Source organism: Polaromonas hydrogenivorans (genome assembly GCF_040105105.1).
Classification (GTDB): Bacteria; Pseudomonadota; Gammaproteobacteria; order Burkholderiales; family Burkholderiaceae_C; genus Polaromonas; species Polaromonas hydrogenivorans.
This window is the reverse complement of the sequence record NZ_CP157675.1, coordinates 1,219,840-1,241,677: the sequence shown is the minus strand read 5'-3', so window position 1 is coordinate 1,241,677 and position 21,838 is coordinate 1,219,840. Positions and strand designations below refer to the sequence as shown.

The following is a 21,838-nucleotide window of genomic DNA, read 5'->3' as shown; positions in this document are numbered from 1 at the left end:
TCCAGCGGCCGCCCGGCGATTGAATGAATGTTCAGCTGCGCCCCTCATGCCGCAAGCAGTTGCCGAAGCACATACGGCAGGATGCCGCCGTTGCGGTAGTAGTCCACTTCAATCGGCGTATCGACGCGCAGGATCACCGTGACCTCCTGGCGCGTGCCGTCGGCGCGGGTGATGACCAGCTTGGCCTCGCTCTGCGGCTTGAGTTCGGGGTGCGGAATCACATCGACCACCTCCGAGCCGGTGAGCTTGAGGGTCTGCCACGACTCGCCCGGCATGAACTGCAGCGGCAGCACGCCCATGCCGACCAGGTTGCTGCGGTGGATGCGCTCGAAACTGCGCGCCACCACGGCCTTGATGCCCAGCAGCTGCGTGCCCTTGGCGGCCCAGTCGCGCGACGAGCCGGTGCCGTATTCCTCGCCGGCAAAAATCACCGTCGGCGTGCCTTCCGCCATGTACTTCATGGCGGCGTCGTAGATCGGCATTTTCTCGATCACGCTCTGCGGCGTGCGGTGGCCCGGGTGGAACAGCGTGACGCCGCCCTCCTCGCGCGAGCCGTCCTTGCCCGCCGGGATCATCAGGTTCTTGATGCGCACATTGGCAAAGGTGCCGCGCATCATCACGTCATGGTTGCCACGGCGCGAGCCGTAGCTGTTGAAGTCGGCCTTTTGCACGCCGTGGGCCTGCAGCCACAGGCCGGCGGGAGAACTCCCCTTGATCGAGCCGGCCGGCGAAATATGGTCGGTCGTGATCGAGTCGCCAAACAGCGCCATGATCCGTGCGCCCTGCACGGAAAACTCATTCTTTTGGCTATTTGCGCCCGTCCCGCTTGCGGAAGGTGCTTTCATTTCCATAGCAAAGTCATTGAAGAACGGCGGCTCGGCGATGTAGGTGCTGAGCGGCCAGTTGTAGGCGTTGCCGGTCACGCCGTGGATGTTTTCCCAGAGCTGGCCGGGTTCAAGCTTGACCTTGGCGTAATTGGCGCGGAAGGCCTCGGCGTTCATCGCGAACTTCATCAGGGCATGGATTTCATCGCTGCCCGGCCAGATGTCGCGCAGGAACACATCCTGGCCGTCCTTGCCCTTGCCGAGCGGCTCGGTGGTCAGGTCGCGCATGACCGTGCCGGCCAGCGCATAGGCCACCACCAGCGGCGGGCTGGCCAGGAAGTTGGCCTTGATGTTCGGATGGATGCGCGCCTCGAAGTTGCGGTTGCCCGACAGCACGGCGGCGCAGACCAGGTCGCTCTTGTTGATGGCGTCGTTGAGTTCGGCCGTCAGGTCGCCCGAGTTGCCGATGCAGGTGGTGCAGCCATAGCCGACCAAATCGAAACCGAGTTGCTGCAGATACGGCAGGAGCCCGGTCTGCGTCAGGTACTCAGTCACGATGCGCGAACCGGGCGCCAGCGAGGTCTTGATGTGCGGCTGCACGCCGAGGCCGGCCTCGACCGCTTTCTTGGCCAGCAGGCCGGCGGCCAGCAAGACGCTGGGGTTGGAGGTGTTGGTGCAGCTGGTGATGGCGGCAATCAGCACGTCGCCATTGCCGACGGTCAGGCCCTGGGCGGCGGCATGCGCGGCGGGGGCGCTGGCACTGGCGACTTCGCCGTCCTGCTTATGCGCCGTGGCCAGCGTCGGACGGTTGGACTCCATTTCGACCACCGAGCGTTCGGCGCCCACCGGAGTGGGCGGCGCGGCGGGAACGGCATCGGGCCGGCCTTCGTCGGTATGCCGCAGCAGATGCCGGGTATTGAGCATGCCGGCTGGCTGGTTGAAGCCGTTTTCGGCATTCGACTTGCTGAACAGCGAGCAGAACTGGCGGGCGACATCACCCAGCTCAATGCGGTCCTGCGGCCGCTTGGGGCCGGCCAGGCTGGGCCGGACATCGTCCAGGTCGAGCTTGACGACGTGCGAGTAATCAATCTCGCCGGCTGCGGCCACGCCGAACAGGCCTTGCGCCCGGAAATAAGCCTCGAAGGCTTCGATTTCCTCGTCCGTGCGGCCAGTGCCCCTGAAGTAGTCAATGGTTTTTTCATCGACCGGGAAAAAGCCCATGGTGGCGCCGTACTCGGGCGCCATGTTGCCGATGGTGGCGCGGTCGGGCAAGGCCAGGCTGCGCGTGCCTTCGCCGAAAAATTCGACAAACTTGCCCACGACCTTTTCGCGCCGCAGCGTTTCGGTCACCCGCAGCACCAGGTCGGTGGCGGTCACGCCTTCGCGCAACTTTCCGGTCAGCTCCATGCCGACCACGTCGGGCGTCAGGAAATACACCGGCTGGCCCAGCATCGCGGCTTCGGCCTCGATGCCGCCCACGCCCCAGCCGACGACGCCGATGCCGTTGATCATGGTGGTGTGGCTGTCGGTGCCGACCAGCGTGTCGGGGTAATACACATCGTCAGCGGTCTTGTGCACGCCGCGCGCCAGGAATTCAAGGTTGACCTGATGAACGATGCCAAAGCCCGGCGGCACGACGCCGAAGGTGTCAAAGGCCTGCATGCCCCATTTCATGAACTCGTAGCGCTCGCGGTTGCGCTGGAACTCAAGCTTCATGTTCAGGTCCATCGAATCCTTGGTGCCGAAATAATCGACCATGATCGAGTGATCGACCACCAGATCGACCGGCACCAGCGGCTCGATGGCCTTTGGATCTTTGCCCAGGCGGGCGGCCACGCTGCGCATGGCGGCCAGGTCGGCCAGCAGCGGCACGCCGGTAAAGTCCTGCAGCACCACGCGCGAGACGACAAACGGGATTTCCGCGCTGCGCTCTGCCTGCGGCACCCAGTTGGCCAGTTGCTCGACATGCTCGGCCGTCACTTTTTTGCCGTCGCAGTTGCGCAGCACCGATTCGAGCACGATGCGAATGGACACCGGCAGGCGCTTGACCATGGGGAACTGCTCGGCCAGCGCCGGGAGGGAGTAGAGCTTTCCGATCTTGCCAGAGGCCGTCTGGAAGGTCTGGAAGGTGGATGCGAACGCGTGGGAAGCCTTCGAAACAGGGCTGGCGTTGAGGGGTGTATCGGCCATGGCGGACTCCTTTTTTGATAAATCAGCAACTCGTATTCTGGCAGGCGGCGGGCCAATCAGGAATAGGACAGCGCGATGATTGACGGGGCGCAAGTGCTTTTCAGCCCGAGGCCTGGACAATCACGGCATGACGCTCAAGACCCCCGAATTACTCCTCCCCGCCGGCTCGCTCGACAAAATGCGCGCCGCCTACGACTTTGGCGCCGATGCAGTCTATGCCGGCCAGCCACGCTACTCCCTGCGCGCGCGCAACAATGAGTTTCGTCTGGAACAGATCCAGACAGGCATTGAAGAGGCCCACGCGCGCGGCAAGAAGTTTTTTGTCACCAGCAACCTGCTGCCGCACAACGACAAGGTGCGCACCTACCTGCGCGACATAGCGCCGGTGATTGCCATGAAACCCGACGCCCTGATCATGGCCGACCCCGGCCTGATCATGATGGTGCGCGAACAATGGCCAGAGGTGGCGATTCACCTCTCGGTTCAGGCCAACACCATGAACTGGGCGGCCGTGAAGTTCTGGCAAAAGGTGGGCGTGGCGCGCATCATTTTGTCGCGCGAACTGAGCCTGGACGAGATCGAGAAAATCCGCCAGGAATGCCCCGACATCGAACTCGAAGTGTTCGTGCATGGCGCGCTGTGCATGGCGTATTCGGGCCGCTGCCTGCTGTCAGGCTATTTCAACCGCCGCGACTCCAACCAGGGCACCTGCACCAACGCCTGCCGCTGGAACTACACGCCCGAGGCCGGCACCGACCAGACCGATTCGGGCGAGGTGCTGCCACTCAAACTGGAAGGCGACTTCGATTTTGCCGAGGCGCAGCAGGAAGCCGAGCAGTCGTTTTCAAGCTGCGGCAGCGGTGCGCGCCACCCGCTGGCCGATGGCGTCTATCTGCTCGAAGAAAAAGAGCGCCCCGGCCAGCTCATGCCCATCATGGAAGACGAGCACGGCACCTACATCATGAACAGCAAGGATCTGCGCGCCGTCGAGCATGTAGCCCGGCTGGTGAAAATCGGCGTCGATTCGCTGAAGATCGAGGGCCGCACCAAGAGCGGCTATTACGTTTCGCGCACCGCGCAGGTGTACCGCCGCGCCATCGACGACGCCGTGGCCGGCCGGCCGTTCAACCCGGCCTTGATCACCGAACTCGAAGGCCTGGCCAATCGCGGCTACACCAGCGGTTTTCTGGAGCGGCGCCCGGCACAGGACTACCAGAATTACGAAACCGGCAGTTCTGAAATGCGCCGCAGCCAGTTTGCCGGCGAAGTCAAGGCGATGCAGGACGGCTGGGCGGAAGTGGAAACCAAGAACCGTTTCCAGGTCGGCGACTGGCTGGAAGTGATTCACCCGGACGGCAATCGCAGCGTGCAGGTCACCGCCATGAAAAACCTGGACGGCGAAGAAATCAGCGTGGCCTCGGGCAGTCCGCTGCGGGTGCGGATTCCTCTGGAGGCCCCGGCCGACGGGGCGCTGCTGGCACGGCTGTTTGCATGAACGCCGGGAACGCCGAGCCCCAGCTCGGCTGCCTTGGTGACAGTGCCGAGCTGGGGCTCGGCGTTCCCGGCGTTCCCGGGGTTTCCACGCCCGGACTCAAGGGCTGGTACTCGCGTGGCTATCTGCCGCACTGCGATGCAAGCCAGATTTTGCAGTCAATCACCTTTCGCCTGACGGATGCGCTACCGCAGGACAAGCTCAGGCAACTGACGCAGGAAATCGCCCTCCTGCCGTTATCGTCCCAGGGTGTCGAGCAGCGCAGAAAAATCGAAGAATGGATGGATGCCGGGATGGGATGCTGCGCGCTGCGCCATCCACGGGTGGCTGCGGTCATGCAGGACACCCTGCAGAAGTTCGACGGCGAGCGTTATCGGCTCATCGCCTGGTGCATCATGCCCAACCATGTCCATGTCCTGATTGAGCCCACAACGTCACTTCCCAAGATCGTGCAGTCCTGGAAATCCTATACCGGGCGCTGGGCGCTTTTGCACAATGCCGAGCTGGGGCTCGGCGTCCCCGGCCATGCTTTCTGGATGCGGGACTATTGGGACCGCTACATTCGCCATGAACGGCACCTGCAGTCCGTCATCCACTACATTCACGAAAATCCGGTCAAGGCCGGGCTTTGCCAAACCGCCCAGGACTGGCCCTTCTCCAGCGCCAAACTTCAAGCATAAAAGTCCATTTGCGCTTTACAGACGGGCGCAAGTAGCTATCAAATAAATAGCAACAAACATAAAAAAAGCAGCCCGAAAGCCGCTTTTTTTATTGAAAGGCGAAGCGCTTATGCAGCCACGCTGTCCTTGACCGTATCGGCCATGTCGGTGTAATCCTTGACCTGGTCAAAGTTCAGGTACTGGTACACCTTGTCGCTGGCAGCCGTCAGCACGGTCATGTCGGCCATGTACTCGGCCTTGGTCGGAATCCGGCCCAGCTTGGAGCAGATGGCGGCCAGTTCGGCGGAACCCAGATAGACAAACGAGTTCTTGCCCAGGCGGTTCGGGAAGTTGCGCGTCGAGGTCGAGAACACGGTCGCGCCTTCTTTGACCTGGGCCTGATTGCCCATGCACAGCGAGCAGCCCGGCATTTCCATGCGGGCGCCAGCCGAGCCCAGAACGCCGTAATGACCTTCTTCGCTCAACTGCTTGGCGTCCATCTTGGTCGGTGGCGCCATCCACAGCTTGACCGGAATGTCGCGCTTGCCTTCGAGCAGCTTGGAAGCCGCGCGGAAATGGCCGATGTTGGTCATGCAGCTGCCGATGAACACTTCGTCGATGGCGGCGCCTGCCACATCGCTCAGGGTTTTCACATCGTCCGGATCGTTCGGGCAGGCCACGATAGGCTCGTGGATGTCGGCCAGGTCGATTTCAATGACGGCGGCGTATTCGGCATCGGCATCGCCCTTGAGCAATTGCGGGTCGGCCAGCCACTTTTCCATCGCGGCAATGCGGCGCTTGATGGTGCGCACGTCCGAGTAACCCGTGGCAATCATCCACTTGAGCATCGTGATGTTGCTGTTGATGTACTCGATGATCGGTTCCTTGTTCAGGTGCACCGTGCAGCCGCCTGCGGAACGCTCGGCCGAGGCATCGCTCAATTCGAACGCCTGCTCGACCTTCAGGTCTGGCAAGCCTTCGATTTCGAGAATGCGGCCCGAGAAAATGTTGACCTTGCCCTGCTTGGCGACGGTCAGCAAGCCGGCCTTGATGGCGTACAGCGGAATCGCGTTGACCAGATCACGCAGGGTGATGCCGGGTTGCAGTTCGCCCTTGAAGCGGACCAGCACGCTTTCGGGCATGTCCAGCGGCATCACGCCGGTGGCCGCGCCAAAAGCCACCAGGCCGGAGCCGGCCGGAAAGCTGATGCCGATGGGGAAACGCGTGTGGCTGTCGCCGCCGGTGCCGACGGTGTCGGGCAGCAGCATGCGGTTAAGCCAGCTGTGGATGATGCCGTCGCCCGGACGCAGCGGGATACCGCCACGGTCGCTCATGAAGTCGGGCAGTTCGTGGTGCATCTTCACATCGACCGGCTTGGGGTAAGCGGCGGTATGGCAGAACGATTGCATGACCAGATCGGCGGAGAAACCCAGGCAGGCCAGGTCTTTCAGCTCGTCGCGGGTCATCGGGCCGGTGGTGTCCTGCGAGCCGACCGAGGTCATCTTGGGTTCGCAATAGGTGCCGGGACGAACGCCCTGGCCTTCAGGCAGGCCAACCGCGCGGCCGACCATTTTTTGCGCCAGCGTGAAGCCACGGCCGCTGTCTTCGGGGTTCTGCGGCAGGCGGAACAGGGTTGATACCGGCAGGCCCAGCGCAAAGCGCGCCTTGGCGGTCAGGCCACGGCCGACGATCAGCGGAATGCGGCCGCCGGCGCGCACTTCGTCAAACAGCACATCACTTTTCAGCTTGAACTCGGCGATGACCTGGCCGTCTTTGAGCGCCTTGCCGTCGTAGGGACGCAGCTCGATCACGTCGCCCATGGCCATCTGGCTCACGTCGAGTTCGATGGGCAGCGCGCCCGAGTCTTCCATGGTGTTGTAGAAAATCGGGGCGATTTTGCTGCCCAGGCAGACGCCGCCAAAGCGCTTGTTCGGCACGAAGGGAATGTCTTCGCCGGTGAACCACAGCACCGAGTTGGTGGCGGACTTGCGCGAGGAACCTGTTCCGACCACGTCGCCAACATAAGCCACCAGGTTGCCCTTGGCCTTGAGTTCTTCGATGAACCTGACCGGGCCGCGCTTGCCGTCTTCTTCAGGCGTGACGCCGGGACGGGCATTCTTGTGCATGGCCAGCGCATGCAGCGGAATGTCGGGGCGGCTCCAGGCGTCGGGCGCGGGCGACAGGTCATCGGTATTGATCTCGCCAGCGACCTTGAACACGGTCAGCTGGATCGATTCGGGCACTTCGGGGCGGCTGGTGAACCATTCAGCGTCGGCCCAGCTTTGCAGCACGGCTTTGGCGTATTTGTTGCCTTTTTCGGCTTTTTCCTGGACGTCATGGAACTGGTCGAACATCAGCAGGGTGTTCTTCAGGCCGCTGGCCGCTTGCGTGGCCACGCTGTCTTCCGCGTCATCGAGCAGTTCAACCATCGGGCTGATGTTGTAGCCGCCCAGCATGGTGCCCAGCAGTTGCGTGGCTTTTTCACGCGAAATCAGGGAGCATTTTTCGGTGCCGTGGGCCACGGCAGCCAGGTAGCTGGCCTTGACTTTGGCAGCCATGTCAACACCGGCAGGAACGCGGTAGGTGATCAGGTCCAGCAGAAAGGCTTCTTCGCCCTGGGGTGGATTCTTCAGCAGTTCAATGACCTCGCCGGTCTGCTGGGCCGACAAAGGCAGGGGTGGAATGCCCAGTACGGCGCGTTCAGCAACATGGCTGCGGTAGGTTTGCAAAAATCCGGATGACATCGCGATTCCTCTGATTAAAGTTATGGGTAAGGGTGGGGACTGAAGGTGAGGACTGAAAAATCAATACGTCGATGCTTACCTGGCAACGCCTGGCGGCAGCGCCTCCAGGATGCTGACGGGCGGATTCAGCTTGAGGTTTTGGGCCACTTCCAGCTGCGCCGGGCTCGCGCACTCATCGGCCAGGCGAATGCCCAGTTTCTGGTTCATCAGCATCGATTTGTTGGCCAGTTGCAGCCATACCGCGCCTGCCTTCTGGTCTTCCAGACGAATCGCGCCGGTCGAGGTCGGTACGGGAAACATGCGGTAATTGAAGTTTTTGCCCTGCATGTTGAAGTAGCCGGGATTTTTTTCATCAGCGGTGAGCGTGACCGAGGCACCGAGTTCGCACGGCAGCTTGCCGACCTGCACGCGCTCGGCAATCGCCAGCTCGGCAGGCGTCAGGGCGGCTTCGGCGGCTTCGATGCCTGCCGCGACGTTTGCCGCGGCGCTCTTGAGATTGGTACGGCTGGAGGCGGCAACCGGCTTTTCGGACTTCTTTTTGGCAACAGGCTTGTCGGCCTTGGCCGATTCGGTCTTACCGGCAGCAGATTTGGCAACGGGTTTGTCTGCCTTTTTGGAAGCAACAGGTTTGGCGACAGTCGTTTTGTCAGCCTTTTTATCGGTTTCAGCCTGCGCCATGGGAGCGGCAGCAAGCAGGACAGCGGCAGCCAGCGCGGCTGCAAGGGTGGCGATGGGTTGGGTTTTCATACGATTCCTCGTCGGTGTTTGTTGGGCGCTCAGTTTGAAGCGTCCTGGAAATACGGTTGGGCGTCAAGCGGGAGGGTGGTGCCCGTCTGGTGTGCTCTTTCAAGCACCTGCCAGAAGTAGCGATAACTCGCACGATCATGCAATTTACCTTCGAAACTGATGGGTGCCCAATCAGCACGGGCACCAGCAGCTATTATTTTTGTAGCATCTTCAATTTCAACCTCACTCGGGGCAAAAGCCTCCAGGATGGAGCGTATCTGATTCGGGTGAATGCTCCACATGCGGGTGTAACCCAGTTCACGCGACGCACGGCGCGCGGCAAGGGTCATGGCGACGGTGTCATTGAATTCCGTCACCACGCAATGCGAAGGCACTTTGCCATAAGCGTGGCAGGCAGAGGCAATTTCAAGCTTGGCGCGCACCACCAGCGGATGGGTGAACTGGCCCTGGCTGCTCATGCCATCGGCGGGAATCGCGCCGCCATGGCTTGAAACAAAGTCCATCAAGCCAAAGCTGAGCGACTGCACGCGGGGATGCGCGGCAATTTCAAAGGCGTTGCGAACAGCAAGCGGCGACTCGATCAGCACATGCAGGGGCAAATTCCCGGCGGATGCGGCCAGCAGAGCCTGCTCGGCCCGGATCACGTCCTCGATGGAATCGACCTTGGGAATCATGATGTGGGACAGCTGGCGCGCAAGCTTTCCGGCAATGGTGGCCATGTCCGGCTCGAATGCCGGGTGATCGACCGCATGCACGCGAACGGCGACGCGGGCTTTGTCACTGGCCAATGCGGCCAGTGACACCACCATGGCGGCATGGTCGGCTTCACCGCCGACGGGCGCTCCGTCTTCGCAGTCCAGCGTCACGTCAAACACGCAGGCGCCGAACTCTTCAATCATTTCAGCCTGCAATTGCAGACTTTTACGCATCCGCGCTTCCACGCCGCTGTAATGGTCGCACACCGGCAAAAAAGCCGTGGCGGCCTGGGCGCCCAAAAGAACTTCGCGCGGATGCTTCATGGAATAAATCCGGTTTTTCGATTTATCACGGGCGGCTCAAGGGCAAGGTGCGGGCGGCTTGCCCGACATGCCCACGAGCCGCCTCAAGGCCTGGTTACAGCAGGTGAGCGACGCCGGCTTTTTCGCCTTCCAGCTCAGCCAGGGTGATGTTGATGCGCTCTTGCGAGAAAGCGTCGATTTCCAGGCCTTCGACGATTTTGTATTCGCCGTTTTCGCAGGTCACGGGGAAGCCGAACATCGTTTCAGCAGGAATGCCGTACTCGCCGCCCGATGGGATGCCCATCGTGACCCACTTGCCGTTCGTGCCCAGCGCCCAGTCGCGCATGTGGTCGATGGCGGCGTTGGCTGCCGATGCTGCCGAAGAAGAACCGCGCGCTTCGATGATGGCGGCGCCGCGTTTGCCAACGGTTGGCAGGAACACGTTGGCGTTCCATTCCTGGTCGTTGATCATCTGGGCCACGCTCTCGCCGCCGATGGTGGCGAAACGGTAGTCGGCGTACATCGTGGGCGAGTGGTTGCCCCAGACGGTGAGTTTTTCGATGTCGGCCACGGCCTTGCCGGTCTTGGCAGCGATTTGCGAAGCAGCGCGGTTGTGGTCCAGGCGCAGCATGGCAGTGAAGTTTTTCGCTGGCAGATCGGGCGCGCTCTTCATGGCGATGTAGGCGTTGGTGTTGGCGGGGTTGCCAACCACCAGCACGCGCACGTCGCGGCTGGCGACGGCGTTCAGCGCCTTGCCCTGAGCCGTGAAGATGGCGCCATTGACGGCCAGCAGTTCGGCACGCTCCATGCCGGGGCCGCGTGGACGCGAGCCGACCAGCAAGGCGTAGTCGGCATCCTTGAAAGCCGTCATCGGGTCGCTGTGTGCGGTCATTTCCACGAGCAGCGGGAAAGCGCAGTCGTCGATTTCCATCATCACGCCCTTGAGCGCTTTTTGCGGGCCTTCGACCGGGACTTCAAGCAATTGCAAAATGACAGGCTGGTCTTTGCCGAGCATTTCGCCCGAGGCAATGCGAAACAGCAAGGCATAACCGATTTGACCGGCGGCACCAGTGACGGCAATACGGACGGGTTTTTTGCTCATGATTGAAACTCCAGGAAAGTTAATGAATTATTAAAACAGAATGTGAGGCGAGATTTTCGGCGTCAATCCAGGCGCTACCAAGGCATCAAGACATCATCTTCAGCCGCAGGACAGGCAGACCGCGCGTTGTACTCAACCCAGGATTTTACGCTTGAAAAATGCGTCAAGTCAATTTGTCTTATGTCTTATATAAGATATGATTCGGATTGAATTTATGTCCGAGTCAAGCACTGCGCTACATCACCACCAGGCCACTGCGCAAATTTGCTGTATGGCAACTACTACCTCTTTATCACCCGAAACCCCTTCGACTCCCGGCGAGCCAGAGACGACTGCCCCTGCACCTCTGACTCCGGCATTCAGCCCGCTGTACCAGCAAATCAAGGTACTGATCCTGAAAAGCCTTCAGGCCGGCGAATGGAAACCGGGCGAGTTGATTCCCAGCGAAATGGATCTCGCTGCGCGCTTTCGCGTCAGCCAGGGGACGGTGCGCAAGGCCATCGACGAACTGGCTGCCGAAAACCTGGTAAGCCGTCGCCAGGGCAAGGGCACGTTTGTTTCCACGCATGCCGAGCAGCAGGTTCAATATCGGTTTTTGCGGCTTATGCCCGACAGCGGCGACCTCAGCAGCGAGGGTCCTGCCGAGCGCCAAATTGTTGACTGCAAACGACTTCGGGCTCCCGCCGACATCGCCCATCCGCTGGCTTTACGAACTGGCGATGCCGTGCTGCAGTTGCGCCGCGTACTGGCTTTCCAGGGAACGCCGACGATTATCGAAGACGTCTGGCTGCCCGGCGGCCCCTTCAAGGGCTTGACCGCCGACCGGCTGGCGGCCTACCGGGGTCCGATGTACGCGCTGTTCGAAACCGAATTCGGCGTTCACATGGTACGTGCCGAAGAAAAAATACGTGCCATTGCGGCCGATGCGGCTTCGGCCAGACTGCTGGGCCTGCCGCAAGGCGAGCCACTGTTGAGCGTCGAACGCATTGCCTACACCTACAACGATGTCCCGATGGAGCTGCGCCGGGGCTTGTACCGCACCGATACGCACCACTACAAAAATGCCCTTAGTTAACAGCATGCGCCAAAGCGGCGAAGCTTTGTAAGTAAACGAATTGCTGCATTGCAATAGAATTAAAATGTTTGTTTGGCAATCAAGCCCCGCTTGGTTACCAATCGGTTACCACCATGAAAGCCCAAAAAATGACAGAGCTGGCCTCCACTCAGCGCGCCAAGCGGCCTGAGTTCCGCAACATCAACGCCTTCACCGACCTGCCCGGCTACCGATTACCCCTGGCGGGTCTGGTCTCCATCCTTCACCGCATCAGCGGGTTCATCATGTTCCTCCTGATGCCGTTCATCATCTGGATGTTCGACACCTCGATTTCCTCCGAAATTTCCTTTGACCGATTCAAGTCTGCCTTCAATGTGGGCATGCTGGGCGTGCCCGGCATACTCTGGAAACTGGTCGCGCTGGCCCTGATCTGGGCTTACCTGCACCATTTCCTGGCAGGCCTTCGCCACCTGTGGATGGATGCCAGCCATGAAGCTGTCAGCAAGGATTTCGGCCGGCAGTCAGCCGCCTTCACGCTGGCCGTGAGCATTGGCCTCACGATTGTGCTGGGCGCCAAGCTGTTTGGCCTTTATTAAACATTGAAAGCTTGCGGGACAGTCTGCGGCCTCAAGGCGGCGAGCGGTGCCCTCAACTGATTAAAGAAAGAAAACCATGTCTGTCAATTACGGCTCAAAGCGCATCGTTGTCGGCGCTCACTATGGCACTCGTGACTGGCTGAGCCAGCGCATTACTGCGGCCCTGATGGCCATTTTCACCCTGCTGCTTCTCGGCCAGGTGCTCCTCAGCAAAGGCCCCATCGGCTATGACCAGTGGGCCGGCATCTTCTCTGCCCAATGGATGAAGATACTGACCTTTGCGGTGATTGTTGCCCTGCTGTGGCATGTATGGGTCGGCATGCGCGACATCTGGATGGACTACATCAAACCGGTCGGCCTGCGTCTGTTGCTGCAGGTATTCACCATTGTCTGGCTGGTGGCTTGTGCAGGCTGGGGCATTCAGGTGCTGTGGCGCCTCTAAACCTGTCGGGTACTCCTAAAGTCAATGCTGGCATTTTCCAGCTTCCACGATTAAAAAAACATGACCGCTACCTCCAAACTTCCCAAGCGCAAATTTGATGTCGTCATCGTCGGTGCAGGCGGCTCCGGCATGCGCGCCTCGCTGCAACTGGCCCGTGCCGGCCTGAACGTCGCCGTCCTCTCCAAAGTGTTCCCGACCCGCTCCCACACCGTTGCAGCGCAAGGCGGCATTGGCGCCTCGCTGGGCAATATGTCCGAAGACAACTGGCACTACCACTTCTATGACACCGTCAAGGGTTCCGACTGGCTCGGTGACCAGGACGCGATTGAATACATGTGCCGTGAAGCTCCCAAGGTCGTGTATGACCTGGAACACATGGGCATGCCGTTTGACCGCAACCCCGACGGCACGATTTACCAGCGTCCCTTCGGTGGCCACACCGCCAACTACGGTGAAAAACCTGTTCAGCGCGCCTGCGCCGCAGCCGACCGCACGGGCCACGCCATGCTGCACACGCTCTACCAGCAAAACGTCAAGGAAAAAACCAGCTTCTTCGTGGAATGGATGGCGCTTGACCTGATTCGCGATGCCGCTGGCGACGTGGTCGGCGTGACCGCCTTAGAGATGGAAACCGGCGACGTTCACATCTTTGAAGCCAAGACCACCTTGCTGGCCACTGGCGGCGCAGGCCGCATCTTTGCAGCCTCGACCAATGCTTTCATCAACACCGGCGACGGTCTGGGCATGGCCGCACGCGCTGGCATTCCGCTGGAAGACATGGAATTCTGGCAATTCCACCCTACCGGCGTGGCCGGCGCAGGCGTGCTGCTGACCGAAGGCTGCCGTGGCGAAGGCGCGATTTTGCGCAACTGCAACGGCGAGCGTTTCATGGAACGCTATGCCCCGACGCTCAAGGATCTGGCGCCGCGTGACTTCGTGTCGCGCTCGATGGACCAGGAAATCAAGGAAGGTCGCGGCTGCGGCCCCAACAAGGACTACATCCTGCTGGACATGACCCACCTGGGCGTGGACGCCATCATGAAGCGCCTGCCTTCGGTGTTTGAAATCGGCCACAACTTTGCCAACGTTGACATCACCAAGGAAGCAATTCCCGTGGTGCCGACCATTCACTACCAGATGGGCGGCATTCCGACCAATATCCATGGCCAGGTGGTCACCCAGGACGCCGAGAACAAGAGCGTCGTCGTCAACGGCCTCTACGCCGTGGGCGAATGCTCCTGCGTGAGCGTGCATGGCGCCAACCGCCTGGGCACCAACTCGCTGCTTGACCTGCTGGTGTTCGGCCGCGCCGCCGGCAACCACATTGTTGAGTTCAACAACTCCACGACGCACAAAGAGCTGCCGCTTGATGCCGCCGACAAAACCCTGGCCCGCATTGCGCGCCTGGACAATGCGACCGATGGCGAGTACGCCCAGGACGTGGCCAATGACCTGCGCGCCGCCATGCAGCAGCATGCCGGCGTGTTCCGCACCCAGGCCATCATGAACGAAGGCGTGACCAAGATCGCAGCCCTGCGCGAGCGTGTCAACAAGATTGGCCTGAAAGACAAGTCGAAGATTTTCAATACCGCGCGCATTGAAGCCCTGGAAGTGGAAAACCTGATGGAAGCCGCCCAGGCAACCATCGTGTCTGCCGCTGCCCGCAAGGAAAGCCGCGGCGCGCACTCGGTCGATGATTTCGGCGACACGCCCGAACACCCGAACGGCCGCAACGACACCGACTGGCACAAGCACACGCTCTGGTACAGCGCAACCAACAGCCTGGCCTACAAGCCCGTGCAGATGAAACCCCTGACGGTGGCGTCTGTGGAACTCAAAACGCGTACTTTCTAAGCGACAGCCTGCGACCCCAAAATCGAAAGAAGCGAGAACCCACATGACCAAACGTACTTTCCAGATTTACCGTTACGACCCCGATACCGATGCCAAGCCCTACATGCAGACCATCGAGGTGGAACTCGACGGCCATGAGCGCATGCTGCTTGATGCCCTGATGAAACTCAAGGCGCAAGACCCCACTATCAGTTTTCGCCGCTCATGCCGCGAAGGCGTGTGCGGCTCGGACGCCATGAACATCAATGGCAAGAATGGCCTGGCCTGCCTGACCAACATGAATACGCTCAAGGGCACCATCGTCTTGAAGCCGCTGCCCGGCCTGCCGGTCGTGCGCGACCTGTTTGTTGACATGACGCAGTTCTTCAAGCAGTACAACTCGATCAAGCCTTACCTGATCAACAACAACGTGCCGCCCCAGACGGAGCGTCTGCAAAGCCCGGAAGAGCGCGATGAACTCAACGGCTTGTACGAGTGCATCCTGTGCGCGAGCTGCTCGACGTCCTGCCCCAGCTTCTGGTGGAATCCCGACAAGTTCGTGGGTCCGGCCGGCTTGCTACAGGCCTACCGCTTCCTGGCAGACAGCCGCGACGAAGCGACCGCAGAGCGGCTGGACAATCTGGAAGACCCGTACCGCCTGTTCCGTTGCCACACCATCATGAACTGCGTCGATGTCTGCCCCAAAGGACTGAACCCGGCCAAGGCCATCGGCAAGATCAAGGAAATGATGGTTTTGCGCACCGTCTGAAGACGCTGTGACCCAAACACCCATGGAAACCACAGACGATTTGCTGGATGAACGCAGCTTAAGCAAGCTGCGGTGGCGCTGTCGCCGTGGCCTGCTTGAGAACGACCTGCTGATCGAAAAATTCTTTCTTCGCTACGAAGCCACACTGAGCGTCAGGCAGGCTAAAGGCTTGAATGATTTAATGGATTTGTCTGACAATGATCTGCTGGATCTCCTGCTCAGACGCAAGGAACCTGACCAACTTTCCGATGTGCTTGCCCTCGAAAGCGCCTCGACTTCCGAAGCACTTGAAGTTTTAAGCATGCTGCGCCCTGGGGCTCCGGCTCCCTAACTCAACCCCCTCTGACAAGAGAGAAAGAACACTCATGAAGTTAGCTGACAACAAAGCCACCCTGTCCTTCAGCAATGGCAGCCCCAATGTCGAATTGCCTGTTTATCAGGGCAGCGTAGGGCCTGATGTTGTGGACATTCGCAAGCTCTATGCCCAGACCGGCATGTTCACCTATGACCCGGGGTTTCTTTCAACCGCTGCCTGCCAGTCGGCCATCACCTATATCGACGGCGACAAGGGCGAACTGCTGTACCGTGGCTACCCCATCGAGCAGCTTGCCACCAACTGCGATTACCTCGAAACCTGCCATCTGCTGCTCTACGGCGAACTGCCTGACGCCGCCCAGAAAAAAGATTTCGTCAGCCGCGTGACCAACCACACGATGGTCAACGAGCAGATGCAATTTTTCCTGCGCGGTTTCCGCCGCGATGCGCATCCGATGGCCATCATGACCGGCCTGGTCGGCGCCCTGTCGGCCTTCTACCATGACAGCACCGACATCAACAATCCGGCCCACCGCGACATCGCCGCGATTCGCCTGATTGCCAAAATGCCAACGCTGGTGGCCATGGCCTACAAGTACACCATCGGCCAGCCTTACATGTACCCGCGCAACGACCTGAGCTACTCAGGCAACTTCCTGCACATGATGTTTGCCACGCCGTGCGAAGAGTACAAGGTGAACCCGGTGCTCGAACGCGCACTGGACCGCATCTTCATCCTGCATGCAGACCACGAGCAGAATGCCTCGACCTCCACGGTTCGCCTGTGCGGTTCGTCGGGCACCAACCCGTTCGCCGCCATCGCAGCCGGCGTGGCCTGCCTATGGGGCCCGGCCCACGGTGGCGCCAACGAAGCCGCGCTGAACATGCTGGGTGACATCCAGAAAAACGGCGGCATCGAGAACATCGGCGAATTCATCAAGCAGGTCAAGGACAAGAACTCCACCGTCAAGCTGATGGGCTTTGGCCACCGCGTGTACAAGAATTACGACCCGCGCGCCAAGCTGATGCAGGAAACCTGCAAGGAAGTCCTGCACGAAATGGGCCTGGAAAACGACCCGCTGTTCAAGCTGGCCATGGCGCTGGAAAAAATTGCACTGGAAGACGACTACTTTGTCTCGCGCAAGCTTTACCCCAACGTCGATTTCTACTCCGGCATCGTGCAGCGCGCCATCGGCATTCCCGTGCCGTTGTTCACGGCGGTCTTCGCGCTGGCCCGCAATGTCGGCTGGATGGCCCAGCTGAACGAAATGATCGGCGACCCCGAGTACAAGATTGGCCGTCCGCGCCAGCTGTTCGTTGGCTCAGTGCCACGTGAAGTAAAGCCGATGGCAGAGCGCTAAACCGCTGGTCTTTTTCAGGCTTTAGCCAAAAGCCCGCCGAATGGAAACATCGGCGGGCTTTTTCAATGGAATTTGCTATATTTTTCATAGCACTACATACATATGCCGCATGCGCAAAAGGCTTAAAACATCTATTTTTCAATCAGCCAATCGATTCATCAAAACCGGCGACTCCGTTAAGCCTGATATCGTGAAATACGATGACAAGAATTTCAATATAGCTGCAAAATGGTTATCCATCGTAAAACGCGATGACACCATTTCATGTCCATCAAAAGCTCCGAACGCAATTTCGCCCGCCGCATTGACCTGACCTCGCTTCAGCTGTTCGTGGCCGTGTGCGAGCTGGGCAGCATCGGCAAGGCGGCCGAGCGTGAATTCATTGCCGCCTCTGCCGTGAGCAAGCGCCTGAGCGACCTCGAAGCCACGCTGGACACGCCGCTGCTCTACCGCCACACCCGGGGCGTTGACCTGACGCCCGCCGGCGAAAGCCTGCTGCACCATGCGCGCTCGGTGCTGTTCAGCCTGGAGAAAATGCAGGGCGAGTTGAGCGAATATGCCGACGGCGTGCGCGGTCATGTGCGGGTGCATGCCAGCATTTCGGCCATCATTCAGTTCTTGCCTGAGGACTTGGGTGATTTCATACGCCAGCACGAAGAGATCAAGATTGACCTGGAAGAACACCTGAGCACGGAAGTCGTTCGCGCGGTGCAGGAAGGCACGGCGGACCTGGGGGTATGCAATATCGCCAACGGCACGGGCGAGCTGCAAACGCTGCCCTACCGCCATGACAAACTGGTATTGATTGTTCCCAAGGGGCACGCCCTGCTTTCGCAGGACGCTATTCATTTTGAAGCCGCGCTGGACTATGACCACGTCGGCCTGCACTCCAACAGCTCGATTTACCTGGCCATGCGCCAGGCCGCCGCCGCCATGGGGCGTACCATCAAGCTGCGCATCCATGTCACCGGGCTCGATGCCATGTGCCGCATGATTCACAACGGCCTGGGTGTCGGCGTGATGCCGCAGCGCGCTTTTGACCTCATGCACGGCGTCGGCGAGCTGGAGTCGGTGCTGCTGCTCGACAGCTGGGCAGAACGCCAGATTCAACTTGTGGCGCGTGATTTCTCCACCCTTCCCCTGACCGCGCGACTGCTGGTTGACCACCTGTCACGGCAGCCGCTCGCCCCCTAAAATCACCTCAAAACCACGAAGGAAACCTCCATGGGACGCACCCTCTACGACAAAATCTGGGACGAACACGTCGTTCATACCGAAGAAGACGGCACCTCGATCCTGTACATCGACCGCCACCTGGTCCATGAAGTCACCAGCCCGCAGGCCTTTGAAGGCCTGCGCGAAGCCGGCCGCAAGGTCTGGCGCATCAGCTCCATCGTGGCGACCGCCGACCACAACACGCCCACGACCGGCTGGGAACTGGGTTACGACGGCATCACCGACCTGGTCAGCAAGGAGCAGATCACCACGCTGGACGCCAACATCAAGGAATTCGGCGCTGCTGCCTTCTTTCCCTTCATGTCCAAACGCCAGGGCATCGTGCATGTGATCGGCCCCGAAAATGGTGCCACCCTGCCCGGCATGACCGTCGTTTGCGGTGACTCGCACACCTCGACCCACGGCGCTTTTGGCGCGCTGGCCCACGGCATCGGCACCAGCGAGGTCGAACATGTCATGGCCACGCAAACCCTGCTGGCGAAAAAAGCCAAGAACATGCTGATCAAGGTCGAAGGCGCCGTGACCAAAGGCGTGACCGCCAAGGACATCGTGCTGGCCATCATCGGCAAGATCGGCACGGCGGGCGGCACCGGCTACACGATTGAATTTGCCGGCTCGGCGATTCGCGCGCTCAGCATGGAAGGCCGCATGACGGTCTGCAACATGGCGATTGAAGGCGGCGCGCGCGCCGGCCTGGTGGCGGTGGACGCCAAGACCATTGAGTATGTCAAAGGCCGCCTGCTCGCCCCCGGAACCGACCCCGTCACCGGCAAGTTTGTCGGCGGCCCCGAATGGGACATGGCCGCGCGCTACTGGGCAACCCTGCATTCCGACGCCGATGCGAAGTTTGACGCCGTGGTCGAACTGGACGCCAGCCAGATCCTGCCGCAGGTCAGCTGGGGCACTTCGCCCGAGATGGTGCTGTCGATTGAAGACCGCGTGCCAGACCCGGAAAAGGAAAAGGACGCCAACAAGCGCGGCGCCATCGAACGCGCCCTGACCTACATGGGCCTGGAGCCGGGCAAGGCGCTGAACGACCTGTACATCGACAAGGTGTTCATCGGTTCCTGCACCAACAGCCGCATCGAAGACATGCGCGAAGCGGCTGCCGTGGTGAAGCATATCGGCCAGAAGGTCGCCAAAAATGTCAAGCTGGCGCTGGTCGTGCCGGGCTCCGGCCTGGTCAAGGAGCAGGCCGAGCGCGAAGGCCTGGACAAGATCTTCATCGCCGCCGGCTTTGAATGGCGCGAGCCCGGCTGCTCGATGTGCCTGGCGATGAATGCCGACCGGCTGGAGCCGGGCGAGCGCTGCGCCTCCACCAGCAACCGCAACTTTGAAGGCCGCCAGGGTGCGGGCGGGCGCACCCACCTGGTCAGCCCGGCCATGGCGGCGGCGGCGGCGGTGCATGGCCACTTTGTCGATATCCGTAAATTTGTCTGAAGGCTAAAGTCCGTATGCAAAAATTCACCGTACACCAAGGCCTCGTGGCCCCGATGGATCGCGAGAACGTCGATACCGACGCCATCATTCCCAAGCAGTTCCTCAAGTCCATCCGCAAGACCGGCTTTGGCCCCAACCTGTTTGACGAATGGCGCTACCTGGACGCCGGCTTTCCCGGACAAGATCCGGCCAGCCGCAAGCCAAATCCTGATTTCGTGCTGAACCAGCCGCGCTACGCCGGCGCCTCCATCCTGCTGGCGCGCAAGAACTTTGGCTGCGGCTCCTCGCGCGAGCATGCACCCTGGGCGCTCGACCAGTTCGGCTTTCGCGCCATCATTGCACCCAGCTATGCCGACATCTTCTTCAACAACAGCTTCAAGAACGGCCTGCTGCCCATCGTGCTGCCCGAAGCGCAGGTGGCCCAGTTGTTTGACGAAGCGCTGGCCTTTCCCGGCTACACGCTGACCATAGACCTGGAACGCCAGGTCGTCGTCAAGGCGCAAGGCGAAGAACTGCCTTTCGATGTGCAGGCATTCCGCAAATACTGCCTGCTCAACGGCTTCGACGACATCGGCCTGACCTTGCTGCAAAGCGACAAGATCAAGGCTTTTGAAGCTGAGCGTCTGGCGGCCAAGCCCTGGCTGAACCACACCGTCGCCGGTTAATCCAGATTAATAGTCAAATAGTGCTTTTGCGCAATATACACGGGCGCAAGCAGCTACAAAAAATATAGCAAATATGAAAATCGCAATTCTCCCGGGTGATGGCATCGGCCCTGAAATCGTCGCCGAAGCCGTCAAGGTTCTGAAGGTTCTGGACCTGAATTTTGAGCTAGAGACCGCGCTGGTCGGCGGCGCTGCCTTTGAAGCCCACGGGCACCCGCTGCCCGAAGCCACGCTCCAGTTGGCCAAGGACGCCGACGCCATCCTGTTTGGCGCCGTAGGCGACTGGAAGTACGACACGCTGGACCGGCCCCTGCGTCCCGAGCAAGCCATTTTGGGCCTGCGCAAAAACCTTGGCCTGTTCGCCAATTTCCGCCCGGCCATCTGCTATCCGCAACTGGTCGATGCCTCCAGCCTGAAGCGCGAACTGGTGTCGGGCCTGGACATCCTCATCATCCGCGAACTGACCGGCGACATCTACTTCGGCCAGCCGCGCGGCCGGCGCATTGCCACCGACGGCCACTTTCCGGGCGCCGAGGAAGCCTTTGACACCATGCGCTATTCACGTCCCGAGATCGAACGCATCGCCCATGTCGCCTTCCAGGCGGCCCGCAAGCGCGGCAAGCGCGTCACCAGCGTGGACAAGGCCAATGTGCTCGAAACCTTCCAGCTCTGGAAAGAGGTGGTCACCGAGATCGGCCAGCAGTACCCCGACGTGGCGCTGGACCACATGTATGTGGACAACGCCGCCATGCAGCTGGTCAAGGCGCCCAAGAAGTTTGACGTGGTGGTCACCGGCAACATGTTCGGCGACATCCTGTCGGACGCCGCCGCCATGCTGACCGGCTCCATCGGCATGCTGCCTTCGGCCAGCCTGAACGACAAGAACCAGGGCCTGTATGAGCCCAGCCACGGCAGCGCGCCCGACATTGCCGGCAAGGGCGTAGCCAATCCGCTGGCGACCATTTTGAGCGCGGCCATGATGCTGCGCTTCAGCCTGAACCAGCCTGAAGCCGCCGCGCGCATCGAGCAAGCCGTGGACAAGGTATTGAGCCAGGGCCTGCGCACGCCCGATATCTACAGCGACGGCACGACCCGGGTCGGCACGGTGGAAATGGGCGATGCGGTGGTCAAGGCGCTGGGCTGAAGCCACATCAACTGTTTCGTTGCCCGCATAGCTTGTCAGCCAGGCAAAAGGCGGGCTTCGCTACAATATGAAAAATGTGCAAAAGCCTTATTCCAGTCACCATTGCAGCCGCCTTGCGGACCGGCCATGGCGCTGCGGCTTTTGTCCAGATCACCAAAACGACCACCATTAAAGGCTGACAAGCCCGGTTCGTCGTGCCCACCGGCTCGATGAGCCGGGCCAAAAAG

The 21,838-nt window shown here is 60.6% G+C and carries 18 protein-coding genes; 13 read left to right on the top strand and 5 right to left on the bottom strand.

The genetic code is table 11. The annotated features are described in order from the left end of the window. Positions 1-44: 44 nt before the first annotated feature. On the bottom strand, positions 45-3,014 hold the full coding sequence (locus ABLV49_RS05795) for an aconitate hydratase (RefSeq protein WP_349280696.1): 2,970 nt from the start codon (positions 3,012-3,014) through the stop codon (positions 45-47). A gap of 127 nt (positions 3,015-3,141) precedes the next feature. Here ABLV49_RS05795 and yegQ point away from each other — a divergent pair, with 127 nt between their 5' ends. After that, entirely contained in the window at positions 3,142-4,509 is a 1,368-nt protein-coding gene (gene yegQ / locus ABLV49_RS05790; protein WP_349280695.1) for a tRNA 5-hydroxyuridine modification protein YegQ, read from the top strand. Next, positions 4,506-5,186, top strand: a complete 681-nt coding sequence (locus ABLV49_RS05785; RefSeq protein ID WP_349280694.1) for an REP-associated tyrosine transposase — start codon at positions 4,506-4,508, stop codon at positions 5,184-5,186. Before yegQ ends, ABLV49_RS05785 begins: the two co-directional genes overlap by 4 nt. Positions 5,187-5,293: 107 nt before the next feature. Here ABLV49_RS05785 and acnB read toward each other — a convergent pair whose 3' ends face one another. From acnB to ABLV49_RS05765, 4 genes are all read right to left on the bottom strand, one after another. Beyond that, on the bottom strand, positions 5,294-7,909 hold the full coding sequence (gene acnB, locus ABLV49_RS05780; protein ID WP_349280693.1) for a bifunctional aconitate hydratase 2/2-methylisocitrate dehydratase: 2,616 nt from the start codon (positions 7,907-7,909) through the stop codon (positions 5,294-5,296). Positions 7,910-7,984: 75 nt separating this feature from the next. Then, positions 7,985-8,656: a hypothetical protein gene (locus ABLV49_RS05775; protein ID WP_349280692.1), complete on the bottom strand. Its 672-nt coding sequence runs from the start codon at positions 8,654-8,656 to the stop codon at positions 7,985-7,987. A gap of 29 nt (positions 8,657-8,685) precedes the next feature. Continuing rightward, positions 8,686-9,675: an HpcH/HpaI aldolase/citrate lyase family protein gene (locus ABLV49_RS05770; protein ID WP_349280691.1), complete on the bottom strand. Its 990-nt coding sequence runs from the start codon at positions 9,673-9,675 to the stop codon at positions 8,686-8,688. A gap of 94 nt (positions 9,676-9,769) precedes the next feature. Then, the gene (locus ABLV49_RS05765; RefSeq protein ID WP_349280690.1) at positions 9,770-10,756 is read right to left on the bottom strand and encodes a malate dehydrogenase; all 987 of its coding nucleotides are present in this window, start codon (positions 10,754-10,756) and stop codon (positions 9,770-9,772) included. 271 nt (positions 10,757-11,027) lie between these two features. On the opposite strand from ABLV49_RS05765, the gene ABLV49_RS05760 reads away from it, so the two are divergent. The 11 genes from ABLV49_RS05760 to leuB all read left to right on the top strand — a co-directional run bounded on the left by ABLV49_RS05760 (position 11,028) and on the right by leuB (position 21,611). Then, positions 11,028-11,831: a GntR family transcriptional regulator gene (locus ABLV49_RS05760; RefSeq protein ID WP_349280689.1), complete on the top strand. Its 804-nt coding sequence runs from the start codon at positions 11,028-11,030 to the stop codon at positions 11,829-11,831. Between the two features lie 128 nt (positions 11,832-11,959). Continuing rightward, positions 11,960-12,406: a succinate dehydrogenase, cytochrome b556 subunit gene (gene sdhC, locus ABLV49_RS05755; RefSeq protein WP_349281618.1), complete on the top strand. Its 447-nt coding sequence runs from the start codon at positions 11,960-11,962 to the stop codon at positions 12,404-12,406. A 76-nt stretch (positions 12,407-12,482) separates the two neighbouring features. Then, positions 12,483-12,848, top strand: a complete 366-nt coding sequence (sdhD, locus tag ABLV49_RS05750; RefSeq protein WP_011802404.1) for a succinate dehydrogenase, hydrophobic membrane anchor protein — start codon at positions 12,483-12,485, stop codon at positions 12,846-12,848. A 60-nt stretch (positions 12,849-12,908) separates the two neighbouring features. Next, complete coding sequence (gene sdhA, locus ABLV49_RS05745; protein WP_011802405.1) at positions 12,909-14,702, top strand: succinate dehydrogenase flavoprotein subunit; 1,794 nt, start codon at positions 12,909-12,911, stop codon at positions 14,700-14,702. A 43-nt stretch (positions 14,703-14,745) separates the two neighbouring features. Beyond that, on the top strand, positions 14,746-15,450 hold the full coding sequence (locus ABLV49_RS05740; RefSeq protein WP_011802406.1) for a succinate dehydrogenase iron-sulfur subunit: 705 nt from the start codon (positions 14,746-14,748) through the stop codon (positions 15,448-15,450). A gap of 22 nt (positions 15,451-15,472) precedes the next feature. Beyond that, complete coding sequence (locus tag ABLV49_RS05735; protein ID WP_011802407.1) at positions 15,473-15,781, top strand: succinate dehydrogenase assembly factor 2; 309 nt, start codon at positions 15,473-15,475, stop codon at positions 15,779-15,781. A gap of 34 nt (positions 15,782-15,815) precedes the next feature. After that, positions 15,816-17,126 (top strand): citrate synthase, encoded by a 1,311-nt coding sequence (gltA, locus tag ABLV49_RS05730; protein WP_011802408.1) that lies wholly within the window; start codon positions 15,816-15,818, stop codon positions 17,124-17,126. Positions 17,127-17,396: 270 nt separating this feature from the next. Next, complete coding sequence (locus ABLV49_RS05725) at positions 17,397-18,320, top strand: LysR family transcriptional regulator (RefSeq protein WP_349281617.1); 924 nt, start codon at positions 17,397-17,399, stop codon at positions 18,318-18,320. 30 nt (positions 18,321-18,350) lie between these two features. Continuing rightward, positions 18,351-19,802, top strand: coding sequence for a 3-isopropylmalate dehydratase large subunit (leuC, locus tag ABLV49_RS05720; protein WP_349280688.1), 1,452 nt, complete (start codon positions 18,351-18,353; stop codon positions 19,800-19,802). Between the two features lie 14 nt (positions 19,803-19,816). Continuing rightward, complete coding sequence (gene leuD, locus ABLV49_RS05715) at positions 19,817-20,467, top strand: 3-isopropylmalate dehydratase small subunit (protein WP_349280687.1); 651 nt, start codon at positions 19,817-19,819, stop codon at positions 20,465-20,467. Positions 20,468-20,540: 73 nt separating this feature from the next. Next, the gene (leuB, locus tag ABLV49_RS05710; RefSeq protein WP_349280686.1) at positions 20,541-21,611 is read left to right on the top strand and encodes a 3-isopropylmalate dehydrogenase; all 1,071 of its coding nucleotides are present in this window, start codon (positions 20,541-20,543) and stop codon (positions 21,609-21,611) included. Positions 21,612-21,838 lie beyond the last annotated feature (227 nt).

Bases quoted from the DNA above. Each gene is read 5' to 3' on its own strand.
- sdhA (WP_011802405.1), top strand. From the start codon at position 12,909: ATGACCGCTACCTCCAAACTTCCCAAGCGCAAATTTGATGTCGTCATC.
- ABLV49_RS05795 (WP_349280696.1), bottom strand. From the start codon at position 3,014: ATGGCCGATACACCCCTCAACGCCAGCCCTGTTTCGAAGGCTTCCCAC.
- acnB (WP_349280693.1), bottom strand. From the start codon at position 7,909: ATGTCATCCGGATTTTTGCAAACCTACCGCAGCCATGTTGCTGAACGC.
- ABLV49_RS05770 (WP_349280691.1), bottom strand. From the start codon at position 9,675: ATGAAGCATCCGCGCGAAGTTCTTTTGGGCGCCCAGGCCGCCACGGCT.
- sdhC (WP_349281618.1), top strand. From the start codon at position 11,960: ATGACAGAGCTGGCCTCCACTCAGCGCGCCAAGCGGCCTGAGTTCCGC.
- ABLV49_RS05765 (WP_349280690.1), bottom strand. From the start codon at position 10,756: ATGAGCAAAAAACCCGTCCGTATTGCCGTCACTGGTGCCGCCGGTCAA.
- ABLV49_RS05775 (WP_349280692.1), bottom strand. From the start codon at position 8,656: ATGAAAACCCAACCCATCGCCACCCTTGCAGCCGCGCTGGCTGCCGCT.
- gltA (WP_011802408.1), top strand. From the start codon at position 15,816: ATGAAGTTAGCTGACAACAAAGCCACCCTGTCCTTCAGCAATGGCAGC.
- sdhD (WP_011802404.1), top strand. From the start codon at position 12,483: ATGTCTGTCAATTACGGCTCAAAGCGCATCGTTGTCGGCGCTCACTAT.
- yegQ (WP_349280695.1), top strand. From the start codon at position 3,142: ATGACGCTCAAGACCCCCGAATTACTCCTCCCCGCCGGCTCGCTCGAC.
- ABLV49_RS05760 (WP_349280689.1), top strand. From the start codon at position 11,028: ATGGCAACTACTACCTCTTTATCACCCGAAACCCCTTCGACTCCCGGC.
- ABLV49_RS05735 (WP_011802407.1), top strand. From the start codon at position 15,473: ATGGAAACCACAGACGATTTGCTGGATGAACGCAGCTTAAGCAAGCTG.
- ABLV49_RS05740 (WP_011802406.1), top strand. From the start codon at position 14,746: ATGACCAAACGTACTTTCCAGATTTACCGTTACGACCCCGATACCGAT.
- leuD (WP_349280687.1), top strand. From the start codon at position 19,817: ATGCAAAAATTCACCGTACACCAAGGCCTCGTGGCCCCGATGGATCGC.
- ABLV49_RS05785 (WP_349280694.1), top strand. From the start codon at position 4,506: ATGAACGCCGGGAACGCCGAGCCCCAGCTCGGCTGCCTTGGTGACAGT.
- leuB (WP_349280686.1), top strand. From the start codon at position 20,541: ATGAAAATCGCAATTCTCCCGGGTGATGGCATCGGCCCTGAAATCGTC.
- leuC (WP_349280688.1), top strand. From the start codon at position 18,351: ATGGGACGCACCCTCTACGACAAAATCTGGGACGAACACGTCGTTCAT.